Here is an 11,776-nt window from a genome sequence, read left to right as displayed (position 1 = left end):
TTCCCTATCTACATATTTCACCGTCACGCTTTGCTCGCCTGCAGTGTAGTAGAAGATATGCTCTTGCTTGCCTTCCACCGTGAACTTGTAGTCCACCTCGGATGGAGCCATTGCGCTATATCCTGCTACCTTCTCCGCAACCAGCTTAACTGTGTCGCCCGTTTTGCCTGATACGCTCTTCGAAGGATGCACCTCTTCGGTTGTTCCTTCTTTATAGTACTTCACGGTTACGCTTTGTTCACTGGCGGCATAGTTGAATGTAATGGTTACATTCTTGCCAGGCATCACGCCAGTTACACGACCATCGCTTACGTTCAAGCCGCTTCCTTCACTGACCACGACATCCGTGAAATGATACCCAGGGAAAGTCTTGCTGCCAACGTCTACGGATTCCCCCGGTGCTTTATCCACTTCACTGCTTTCGAACACTTTATCTCCGGCCTGATGCACAATGGTCAACTTGCTCGGAGCATCTGTAAATCCGAACCAAATGATTTGTGAAGGCTTGCTCAGCGTCAAATCAACGTTTGTAGGATTCGTACCGACCTTCAAATGATAGTTATCAACCGATGGCGCAGGTACAGAATACGACTGACCTATATCAAGCGCTTTGTCCCCGTTAACCTTGAAATAATCGCTGTACAGTTCTTCCGCCAAATCTGGCCTTTCGACGACTTCTCCATCCGCATTGACCGGAGTTCCCTCGGCATTGACCTTATAGCCTTTAACGAGGATGGAGCCTTTACCGAAGCTTACTTCCGGCACTTCGAAGTCCTTCGCAGTGTGTTGGCTGTTCGCATCCGTATAGTTCATCGTCGTCTTGCCATTCGTCGGGTACAGCCCATTCGGATCCGGGTTCTTAGACTGATCCATAACGACCTTGTAGGTCAGTGTCGCCGGAGTGCCTTCTACGATGTTGCCGACATTCCACGTAAATGTCTCCGTAGCCGAATTCCACGTCACCGTGCCTTGTGAAGCCTTGTAATCCTCTTCGCTCAGAGAGTCGCCCTTCATCTTCAGGTCGAACATGTCACCCATCGGATCGGTGACTTGGGCGTTCTCGGCCGCAAAGGCAATTTTGCTTGCCAGCTCGGCAAAGATTTTCTCGAGCTCCGAACTGTTGGAAGAGTAGTAGCCCTTATTCTGACTGTTGGTCAGGACATAGGTGGCATTGCTGTTACTGCCGACATCAAGACCTATGGAATAGATGTTAACGCCGGAATCAATAACGTGCCTGGCTTCAGAAATTGTACCAATGCCATTATCACTGATGTTCCACTTGTATCCATTCCACCAGTCGTAATCGAGTCCATACTCGTACCGCCCTAATCCGTAACTTGAACCTGATCCAATAACATTGTTGTAATTGAAATTCGAAAGGATAAAATTGTATTTCCCGCCAGGCCATGTATGATTGGCTGCAGTAGAAGCCTTGTAGCTGTATGTAGGTTCGCCATCACTCAACAGCACAACGACCTTGTTCTGAGCATTGCTCCTCTCCAACAACGTGCGGGCACGGAGAAGGCCTGCTTGTATATTCGTCCCGCCGTCTGCTTTAATACCTTGAATCGCTTGTTTTAAGGCATCCTTTTGGTCGGCCCCTTTAAAGCCGGAAACTTCCTGATAAGCCTTGTTGAAAGTAACGACGGCTATTCGTGTCGTAGAGTCCTTGACAAGCAAATTGTCAACAAACTTATTCGCTGCATCTCTGGCTTTGGTCATCCGCTGTTTATCGTTCATACTCCCGGACTTGTCAATGACGAGAACGACATCGGAACCGCCAGATTTGAGGTTTTTCCCCTCAGCTGTCAGCGTAATCTCCCATTCGCCCTTGGTCCCGGTGGGCTCAGCGCTCTTGGTCAGCTTGACCGCCCCTGGATTAGGCCAAATCAGATCCCCCGAGTTCGCGGCTGCCGCTGCGCTTGGAAGGGTATTGGGCATAAACCCGAAAAATACCGACAACATGCACAACCATGTAACGGCCAATCTTAATCTACGTTTCATGTATCCACCTCATTTTTTCATTTAAATCCTCCTTTACCTGTTCTACTTGCCTCCTCATTCTTATTTATATAGCTCTACGGAACGGAAATTCCGTTGAGTTGAGAACTCCACATAAATAAAAAAGCCCGGCTACATTAACATAATTGTTAAATGCAGCCGGACGATCATTAGTCAGAGCGACTATTAGACTCCAAAGCTTTGCGACCTAATCTTTCGATTAGTGTGCCGTATTCTATTGTAAACAGCAACTAACTATGAATCGAAAATAAGCCTCTAAACCTAGTATTTAAGAACTAACAAGCTCAATATATTTCACGAGTACCTTTTTGTCAATGGGGTTATGAAAAATTTTTTATGCCCACTCTAACCTCAATCCCTCGCTCCAGAACGGGCATCACTCCTCGTAATAGAGCTATAAAGAGCACCTCAATCAGATGTCGCTATCGTAATACTATCGAACCAGATACGTCAAGCAGTTACTTAATAAATCCACCCCTCATCTCCACCGGTGGATGATTTCCTTTATTCTTCCGGTTGATTAGTATAAGGACTGGTAAACGTGTTCCGCCCTGCTGCTTCTCTTAGATGCGGATAGCTTGTTATTTACGTGGAGAAATATCATTCAATTTATGGGGAGAATGTTATGACATGGCGAAATATAAAGGAAGAATCATACTTGTATTGATTATAGTGGCAACATCACTCTGTTTTTATAATTATAATTACTTCTTCGACGATTACAGTGAGGAACTTTACATGTCCACCATTATTCTTTTTGCTTTTTTGGGATGGCGATTAGGAAAACGTTATGACATGGCGGTCCATGACTCCGAGAAGGATGCACTCACAGATATTTATAACCGCAGATATATCATGGATGCGTTCCCGGGACTGCAAAATACAGCAGACAAACGACTAGAAAAATTATATATCTTTCTAATCGATGTTGATAACTTCAAGTCAATTAACGATCGGCTCGGTCACAATATCGGAGATCGCATATTACGGCAGGTAGCCAGAACACTTAGCTCCGTCGTTCACAGAAGCGGCTACGTTGCCAGATGGGGAGGGGACGAATTTTTGTTAATCATCCCCTGCACAGATGAATCAGGTATGAAGCTGCTGCAGAATCACCTTCAGCGCACTATTCATGGCTGTATTGACGACAAAACCGTACAGGTATCTTGCTCATTCGGTCATGCCGTATACCCGGATGAGGGAGAGCATCTGTATGATCTCATCTCGATAGCAGACTGCAGAATGTACCATCACAAAAAGAAATTACGCCACACAACAGAACGTATAACCCAAACACTCATTCAGCTTCAATCTGCAAAAAGGTAAATCTCTCATCAAGCCACACAACCTAATAGATAATATCGTATACACAAATATGCAATACTGCGACGACAAGTCCACATAAAACAGCGCTCTATCGCTGCCAAGCTTATCATATTGCGGCCCGGTCCCCATCGCGACGTACAGCGGCTCATTAAGCTTGAATCGTGGTTTCGCCGCCTTGACGCTTCGCTTCCAGTTCGCCAATCATTTGCTGCTCGACATGATCCATCTTGTAGAACAGCAACAGCACAGCGCAGATAATGAAGCAGATGAACGGCATCCATACGAAGTTGAATTGAATGGCCGCAAGACTTGAAGCGGCCTGTTCTTGGTTCGGCACATAGTGGCCAATGGCGAGAACCCACGCTGCCAATGCACCGCCGATCCCCATGCCGAACTTTACGCCAAAGGAGCTTGACGCCGTCAACAGCCCTTGGGCTCTGACGCCGGGCTTCCATTCACCGTAGTCAACCGTATCTGCCAGCATCGCGAACAAGAGGCCTGCTGTAAATCCAATACCGACATTGCCTATAATTACGCCTCCGATCAGAACCGGAATAGAGCTCATAACTGCGGCCCCGTAAGCGATAATCTGACCTATCGCGCCGACGGCCATACCAAATAGCGCCGTATTCCGCTTGCCGATTCGTCTCGACAGCATCGGCATTAACGCAATGCCAACCAGCAGAAGCACATTCAGACCGTTAACGAGCGGAACGAGATCCTCGCGACTAAAATTGTATTTTTAAAAAAATACGGTAGACTGACCTTTGCTCGTAAAAGCAACCCAGAAGAACACGTTAATGAAGAGCAGAAGCCACCAAGGCAGATTGCCTTTCAGCGCCCTGACGCCTTCCTTGAACGGAACAGCTTGGCTTCCATTCGCCGTCTGGACCCGTTCACGCGTATTCGCAAACGTAATGAAAAAGAATGCGGTGGCGAGCGAGGCGAACAATACCATCGTCCACTGGAAGCCCTGCTGCTGATTGCCCTTGCCAAGAGCCGCTACGAGCGGAAGCGCGCCGATGCTGACTACCAGGCCGCCCAGTTGACCGAATATCATCCGGACCGAGTTGACGACCGTACGTTCCTGCGAATTGCTCGTCATGCTCGGCAAGAGCGATGTCAACGGCAGATTAATTGCCGCATACAAAATACCGAGTTTGACACTCCACACGGCTAAAGCCGTGGGATTCTTAGCTAGTTGGTGCTTCCGCAGTCCATTTCTGGTTTGGAAAACTGCTAAGTTTAGGGCTGTGCCATCAGCCCGTCCTAAGACAGTGCATCTAGCATCTTAGGCTGACAGACTATTACCATCTGCCCCAGGTTGACGCATGATGTTAATCGCACCAACTCTGTCGCGATGCGTGTGAAACCCGCATAAACACTGATACGTTCGGTAATGTAAGTGACGTAAGCGTATACAAGTTTGCCCGTATCGCCGAAGTCCGGTGTCATGAATGTCAGCACCGCAACGACGGCAAACGGTACCGCGAGCCAGAGAAAATAAGGCCTCGATTTGCCCCACTTCGTATTGGTGTGGTCGATTAGCACCCCGATGATCGGACTATCGAAGGCATCGATTATCCGCGCCACTAAGAACAATGTGCCGACTGCTGCCACATTCAATCCGTACACATCTGTATAGAAGAACATCAAGTACATCGTAATCATCTGAAAGACGAGGTTGGAAGCCGTATCCCCGAGGCCGTAACTAATTCGTTCTTTCCATGAAACCTGGTTTCCCATGAGGTGAACCTCCTTCATTAATCCCTACCGTAATTGCATGGCCTTCGAAAACCGGATTTCGCACAAGATGTAATCCCTTACATTTTTGATTATAGGGATAGGATTGCGCAGCCTCTGCATGATAGAATATCCCGCCCTATACTTATACAAGTAGAGGACGAGATCATTTTAATTAATTCAGTATTACTTCTTTGCCTGTTCTGGCAGATTCATAAATAGCCTCCAGAATCGTTGTCACGACGTAGGCCTCTTCAGGCTTTACCAGTGGTTCTTTATCTTCAATAATAGCCTCGAGCCATTGTCTGGCTTCACGGTCCGCCTCGGTTACCTCTTGGGAGCCGTAGTATGGAATCGAGGAATTCATTTCAGGCTTGATTTCGACGAGCTTTCCATACATCTCACTGTTTAGATGCAAAGCCGGTTTCCCTTCAATGGGATGACGGCGCATTTCCGCCCCGCCCTTTGTTCCGCAAAGTGTCGTCATTGCTTCGCGGACGTCTAGCGTATTTAGGGCCCATGAAGACTCGAGAAATATCGTTGCCTCATTTTCCATCTTAATAAATCCAACAGCGGCATCTTCCACTTCAAATTTGTCAGGATTCCACTTTCCGAACATATTGGCTCTGTTTTGATCTTTTAGCTTGTGAAATGCCGAACCAGACACGGATTTCACTTTATAATTGTTCATGTACCACAGCGTAAGATCGAGAGCATGCGTTCCGATATCAATTAACGGCCCTCCTCCTTGCTTTTCTTTATCCATGAACACGCCCCATGTCGGAACTGCCCGACGGCGGACTGCATGGGCTTTGGCAAGATAGATATCACCCAAGTATCCATCGTTACAGGCTTCTTTCAGCATCAAAGCATCATCACGAAACCGATTTTGATAGGCAATGGTTAGCTTTTTTCTTGTTCGTTCGGCGGCATCGAGCATGATTTTGGCTTCCTGCGAATTAATGGCCATCGGCTTCTCGCACATCACATGCTTACCTGCCTTAAGAGCATCGACTGTAATGGTTGAATGAGAGCTGTCTTCGCCCCTGGAACACCATATTGCTTGGCAGCAATTTCGGCACGTTCTTCAATGATGTCGCAAAATGCTATCATTTCTGCAAGATCTGTCAATTTGGCCAAGGCTGGCAAATGCTTTGCATGGGCGATTCCACCGCAGCCTATAATCCCTATTTTTAATGTGCTCATTCTCGTCCTCCCGTTTCTTACAGCTTTAAGATTGGAATAGATTAGAAATATATTTATAGCTGATCTCGACACTTTCTAGCTGGTTCTTTTTCGTCCAATCTTGCTCAATAAACAGGTATCTGGCTTCCGGTTTACTTTTAAACGCTTCCACAATCGCGGGAATGTCCATGATGCCCTGCCCGGCCTCCGTGAAATAATCTATTTTGTGCAGCTTGACCATCAATTCCATATCGATATTGGCATCGTAACCGATTACTTCAAATAAATTCACCGGCTTCACATCAGCAGGCAAGTCTTTTTGATGAAGAAGGTCGCAGCGGTCCCCCAGCTTCTGCAAATATTCAATAGGATCAACTCCGCCTCTCAATGCCCAATACGTATCAAATTCAACTTTTACAAGATCTTCAGCCGTATTTTCCAAGATGATGTCTAGTACATATTGATTGTCAAATTTCTGGAACTCTTCAAAATGATTATGGTAATACAGCTGAAGTCCGTTTTTCTTAAACAACTCACCGGCCTGATTTAATTTCGCGCACAGATCAAGAACTTCTTGTTTATTGCTAAAGAAAGCGATTGCAATCACTACTGAAGTAAACCCGACTTCTCTGGCATAGGCTATGATTTGTTCTGCATTTTCCTGAACTAAAAATCCCAAATCGATATGGGCGGAAACAGCTTTCAATCCAACGCGGCCGAATTCCTTTTTCAGCTCAGCAGGGTTCAAGCCGCCAACAGTCCCCCCAATATTGTTGGCATCATGGAAAAATAACTCCACATTTTTATATCCTATCTCAGCAACTCTTTCCAATGTTCCTTTGAAATCCTTAGTCAATTCATCCCGTACTGAATAGAGCTGTAGTCCAAATTCCAAACTCATAAATAGTCCTCCCATAAAGTGAATTCACAAATGTAAAAGGACAATAATAGACGAAAATGTAACAGATTACATAAAAATAATTATTTTGCTTTATATTAGATTTATTTATTAATGTAATGGATTACATTTGTGTGATTTCATTCTATATTACACTTTTTTATTGGTCAATGCTTTTTGGGAGAACGAACTGAATTGGGGTCAGAAACGGGGTGCCTATGATTGTTTGGAAAAAAACGGAGTTATCAACAAACGGTTCATAACGTGCGGTAAGTGGTCAAACTGAGGCTCCATCTGTGTTCCTCCAGATACGAACGCATATACCCTAAACCCGGGTCTTTTTTAGTGAAAAAAGTCACATGAAGGCGGTTTAATTGTTACAATATTGCGAAGTGGGGGTCTTGCAGCACCAATTATGAACAAAATGAAAAGTCGCCGTAATCGCAAGAATTTACGAGAAAACGAGCTTAATTGAGAGATAAATGTCATGGAACACCCGGGTCGATCTAAAAAGAATGGTTTTTCATGGTAAATATGGTGCACTTTATGTGCTGTTTCCAAAATAACTTCTCACTAATATAGATGTGATCAAGTTTATACGACATTTGTCATTTTCATAGCTCAACTAAAGCACATCTTAGAGAGAAAGGGGTACGTTATGAAGAAGAAAGGGTTGTTAATCAGTTTGTTTGCAGCTCTTCTTGTCCTCTTGACCGGGTGTAATTCAATAGCTGTTCTGAACCCGAAAGGTCCAGTGGCCAAGACACAGTCTGACGTCATTATTTTTTCCATGATTGTTATGGCTGTGGTATTGCTCGTCGTCTACGTCCTTTATATTTACATGTTAACGAAGTACCGCGCTTCCAAAGCGGCACCGGATTACGAGCCGCCGCATATGGAGGGCAGCAAATGGCTGGAGATTACATGGACTCTGATTCCGGTCATTATCGTCATTATTTTGTCCGTGGTCACAGTTCGCAGCACCTACGCTGTCGAGAAGACGCCTGAAGGCTATGAAAGCGATAAGCCGCTCATTATTTACGCCTCATCCTCGAACTGGAAGTGGCACTTCAGTTATCCGGAGGAAGGCATTGAGACGGTCAATTACGTCAACATTCCGACGCACCGTCCAGTAGAGTTCCGCTTGTATTCCTTCGGACCGATTACTAGCTTCTGGGTTCCTCAGCTAGGTGGTCAGAAGTACGCTATGAGCGATATGGTGACGAGGCTCCATCTCGTAGCTGAACACGAAGGATCATTTGTAGGCAAGAACTCGAACTTCTCGGGTAAAGGCTTTGCCCACATGGAATTCGAAGTATTGGCGATGTCACCTGCCGGCTACACGAAATGGATTGATGAAGTGAAGCAGACAGCTTCCGAATTGACCGAACAAGAGTTTAATTCCTTGCTGGAAGCAGATCATGTGGGCCGGAAGACGTATACTTCCACACACTTGACATTCAGACCGGCGCCAGAGGGAGAACATGGAGGACATAACCATGGAGCTCCTGCCGCTGACTCCAATGAAGGAACGGATAAAGAGATGGATCATTCTAAGATGGATCACTCGACTATGGACCATTCCAACATGGACCACTCCGAGATGGAAAATCAAGAGGCCGACCATTCTCAGCATGGCAACTAGAACGAACCAGAAAGGAGTTCTTTGAGTATGAAATGGGACGAATTTTTCGTTACCGGTGAACCGATGATCTACGGCGCTATGGCCAGTATCGTCCTCGTGTCGCTAGCCATCCTCTTCTGCTTGACCTATTTTAAAAAATGGGGCTATCTATGGCGTGAATGGCTAACTACCGTTGACCATAAAAAAATCGGTATTATGTACATCCTCAGTGCGTTGATTATGCTGTTCCGCGGCGGTGTAGATGCGCTGATGATGCGTACACAGCTTGCCGGACCAGACATGAAGTTCTTGGACGCGCAGCATTATAATGAAGTATTTACGACTCACGGTGTCATTATGATTTTATTTATGGCGATGCCGTTTATTATCGGCTTGATGAACGTCGTGATTCCGCTCCAGATCGGGGCGCGCGACGTCGCATTCCCGCGGTTGAATGCAGTCAGCTTCTGGCTGTTCTTCGCCGGAGCAATGCTGTTTAACATTTCGTTTGTTATCGGGGGATCTCCCGATGCAGGCTGGACCGCTTACTTCCCGTTGGCGGGCATCGAGCTGAGCCCATCCGTGGGCAATAACTTCTACTCCATTGCCTTGCAGATTGCCGGTATCGGTACGTTGATAACAGGCGTCAACTTTATTGTGACGATTCTGAAGATGCGTGCGCCTGGCATGACGCTGATGCGTATGCCAATGTTTACGTGGTCTGTACTTATTACGTGTGTCATTATCATTTTCGCCTTCCCTGTATTGACAGTAGCATTGGCGCTTATGATGTTCGACCGCATGTTCGGCTCCCAGTTCTTCACGATGGCCGACGGCGGTATGGATATGCTATGGGCCAACCTGTTCTGGGTATGGGGTCACCCTGAGGTATATATCGTAGTCTTGCCGGCGTTCGGTATTTATAGCGAGATTATCTCGACCTTCTCACGCAAAAACCTGTACGGCTACAAATCGATGGTCGTCAGTATGATAGCTATTTCGCTCTTGTCCTTCCTCGTATGGGCGCATCACTTCTATACGATGGGTCACGGCGCCATGGTTAACGGATTCTTTTCCATTACCACGATGGCAATCGCGGTTCCGACAGGGGTTAAAATATTCAACTGGCTCTTCACCTTGCAGAAGGGCAGGATCGAGTTTACGACACCGATGCTGTATTCGCTCGCCTTTATTCCAATCTTTACGATCGGTGGCGTAACCGGCGTTATGCTCGCGATGGCGAGCGCCGATTATCAGTATCACAATACGATGTTCTTGGTCGCTCACTTCCACTACGTGTTGATTCCGGGCACAGTATTCGCGGTTATCGCCGGCATGTACTACTGGTTCCCGAAACTGTTCGGCTTCCGGCTCAACGAACGTCTTGGCAAGCTTAGCTTCTGGATTATCGCGATCTCCTTTAACGTGACGTTCTTGCCATTGTTCTTCTTGGGGCTGAAAGGCATGACACGCCGTATGTATACTTATTCTGAGAGCACCGGCTTCGGTCCGCTGAACCTGATTGCTACAATAGGCTCGGCAGCCCTTGCTATCGGCTTCGCCATTCTCGTATACAACATTTATTGGAGCTTCCGTTATCAACCAAGAGATACAACAAGCGATCCGTGGGATGCGCGCACGCTCGAATGGGCAACGCACAGCCCGGTACCGGAATATAACTTTGCCATTACACCTAACGTGAAGAGCCTGGATGCATTCTGGTTCTGGAAGAAGAACAAACAACCATTGTTCGAGGGCAAGATCGAAGAGATTCATATGCCTAACAACAACGGACAGCCGTTCGTGCTTGGCGTTATCTTCTTCTTCTTCGGATTCTTCATGATATTCAGCTGGTGGACACCGGCTATCATATCGGGTATTGCGATTGTGATTATGCTTGCCGTGCGTTCCTTCGAGCGCGATCATGGACACCATATTCCGGTGAAGGAAATTAACAAGACGGAACAACAATTGCGGGGTGATAAAGCATGAAGATCGATAACACGCTGCCGCTAGAATACCAGACGGAAGAGAACAGCAACCGTATATTCGGCTTCTGGTTGTTCCTTGGTGCGGAGATTGTGCTCTTCTCTACACTCTTTGCCGTCTACTTTACACTATGGACTCGGTCGGGCAATGGCCCGACGGCTCAAGAAATATTTCAGATTAAACCAGTACTGCTGGAAACGTTCCTGCTCCTGACGAGCAGCTTCACCTGCGGTCTTGCGATTCACAGCATGCGTCTCAGCCTGAAGAAGCCAGCATTGATCTTCTTCGCCATTACGTTGCTGCTAGGTCTCGGGTTCCTAGGCATCGAGATCTATGAATTCGTCACTTATGTGCATGAAGGCGCAACGCTTCAGACATCTGCATTCCTATCCAGCTTGTTCGTCCTGCTGGGTACGCACGGTGCGCACGTAACGCTCGGTCTCCTCTGGGGATCAGGCCTGATGATTCAGATTAAGCGTGAAGGCTTTACGCGGGATACGGCGAACAAGTCGTTCATCTTCTCGCTGTACTGGCACTTCCTGGACGTCGTCTGGATCTTTATCTTCAGCTTTGTATACTTGAAAGGATTGATGTGACATGAAACAACTATTCCCGATACGTCATGTGATGGGATATGTCTTTTCTCTCATCCTTTCCTTGGTTGCGCTAGCCGTCATTGTCTGGGATATGTCCTTCGCAACAGGCCTTACGATCCTGCTAGTCTGTGCAGCGATTCAAGCAGGCGTGCAGTTGATTATGTTCATGCATATTGACGAGGACAAGTCCAACAAGGCCTCGAACTACACGAATATCTTCTATGCGCTGTTCGTAGGTCTAGTAACAGTGTTCGGTACACTGTTCACGATGATCTGGGGTTACTTGTAAGAGAATAAGCAGATATTACAATTGAAAGGCTATCCTTGAAGTCAACGACTTGATATGCTCCCCTTACGGTAGACAGGTGAAATAATAAAACCTGTGTATGGGGA

At 46.7% G+C, this 11,776-nt stretch carries 7 protein-coding genes, 3 pseudogenes and 1 riboswitch; of the genes and pseudogenes, 5 read left to right on the top strand and 5 right to left on the bottom strand.

What is annotated here, in order from left to right:
• Positions 1–2,004, bottom strand: a 2,004-nt coding sequence (locus LQV63_RS13115; RefSeq protein WP_233697047.1) for a vWA domain-containing protein, incomplete at its 3' end; no start/stop codon positions are given.
• 148 nt (positions 2,005–2,152) lie between these two features.
• Positions 2,153–2,241: riboswitch (cyclic di-GMP riboswitch) on the bottom strand.
• 411 nt (positions 2,242–2,652) lie between these two features.
• On the opposite strand from LQV63_RS13115, the gene LQV63_RS13110 reads away from it, so the two are divergent.
• Positions 2,653–3,348, top strand: a complete 696-nt coding sequence (locus LQV63_RS13110) for a GGDEF domain-containing protein (protein ID WP_233697046.1) — start codon at positions 2,653–2,655, stop codon at positions 3,346–3,348.
• Positions 3,349–3,496: 148 nt separating this feature from the next.
• Here LQV63_RS13110 and LQV63_RS13105 read toward each other — a convergent pair.
• The 4 genes and pseudogenes from LQV63_RS13105 to LQV63_RS13085 form a co-directional block, all read right to left on the bottom strand.
• Positions 3,497–4,522: pseudogene (locus LQV63_RS13105) on the bottom strand (glycoside-pentoside-hexuronide (GPH):cation symporter).
• Between the two features lie 224 nt (positions 4,523–4,746).
• Positions 4,747–5,094 (bottom strand): annotated as a pseudogene (locus LQV63_RS31410) (MFS transporter); the annotation flags it as partial.
• 172 nt (positions 5,095–5,266) lie between these two features.
• Positions 5,267–6,297: pseudogene (locus LQV63_RS13090) on the bottom strand (Gfo/Idh/MocA family protein).
• A gap of 25 nt (positions 6,298–6,322) precedes the next feature.
• On the bottom strand, positions 6,323–7,177 hold the full coding sequence (locus LQV63_RS13085) for a sugar phosphate isomerase/epimerase family protein (protein WP_233697045.1): 855 nt from the start codon (positions 7,175–7,177) through the stop codon (positions 6,323–6,325).
• A 655-nt stretch (positions 7,178–7,832) separates the two neighbouring features.
• Between LQV63_RS13085 and qoxA the strand changes: the two genes are divergently transcribed.
• From qoxA to qoxD, 4 genes are read left to right on the top strand one after another with little or no spacing between them, the layout of a single operon-like run.
• The gene (gene qoxA / locus LQV63_RS13080) at positions 7,833–8,819 is read left to right on the top strand and encodes a cytochrome aa3 quinol oxidase subunit II (protein WP_233697044.1); all 987 of its coding nucleotides are present in this window, start codon (positions 7,833–7,835) and stop codon (positions 8,817–8,819) included.
• Between the two features lie 27 nt (positions 8,820–8,846).
• Complete coding sequence (gene qoxB, locus LQV63_RS13075) at positions 8,847–10,790, top strand: cytochrome aa3 quinol oxidase subunit I (protein WP_233697043.1); 1,944 nt, start codon at positions 8,847–8,849, stop codon at positions 10,788–10,790.
• Positions 10,787–11,383: a cytochrome aa3 quinol oxidase subunit III gene (gene qoxC / locus LQV63_RS13070; RefSeq protein WP_019423374.1), complete on the top strand. Its 597-nt coding sequence runs from the start codon at positions 10,787–10,789 to the stop codon at positions 11,381–11,383. The genes qoxB and qoxC overlap by 4 nt, the downstream gene beginning before the upstream one ends.
• Before the next feature lies 1 nt (position 11,384).
• Positions 11,385–11,672, top strand: a complete 288-nt coding sequence (qoxD, locus tag LQV63_RS13065) for a cytochrome aa3 quinol oxidase subunit IV (RefSeq protein WP_233697042.1) — start codon at positions 11,385–11,387, stop codon at positions 11,670–11,672.
• Positions 11,673–11,776 lie beyond the last annotated feature (104 nt).

Source organism: Paenibacillus profundus (genome assembly GCF_021369635.1).
Classification (GTDB): Bacteria; Bacillota; Bacilli; order Paenibacillales; family Paenibacillaceae; genus Paenibacillus_B; species Paenibacillus_B profundus.
Note: the sequence above shows the minus strand (reverse complement) of the source record. Positions and strands in the feature narration are given on the sequence as shown.

What these genes read in the sequence shown, in the direction of transcription:
- qoxA (WP_233697044.1), top strand. Translation starts at nt 7,833, where the DNA reads ATGAAGAAGAAAGGGTTGTTAATCAGTTTGTTTGCAGCTCTTCTTGTC.
- qoxC (WP_019423374.1), top strand. Translation starts at nt 10,787, where the DNA reads ATGAAGATCGATAACACGCTGCCGCTAGAATACCAGACGGAAGAGAAC.
- qoxD (WP_233697042.1), top strand. Translation starts at nt 11,385, where the DNA reads ATGAAACAACTATTCCCGATACGTCATGTGATGGGATATGTCTTTTCT.
- LQV63_RS13085 (WP_233697045.1), bottom strand. Translation starts at nt 7,177, where the DNA reads ATGAGTTTGGAATTTGGACTACAGCTCTATTCAGTACGGGATGAATTG.
- qoxB (WP_233697043.1), top strand. Translation starts at nt 8,847, where the DNA reads ATGAAATGGGACGAATTTTTCGTTACCGGTGAACCGATGATCTACGGC.
- LQV63_RS13110 (WP_233697046.1), top strand. Translation starts at nt 2,653, where the DNA reads ATGGCGAAATATAAAGGAAGAATCATACTTGTATTGATTATAGTGGCA.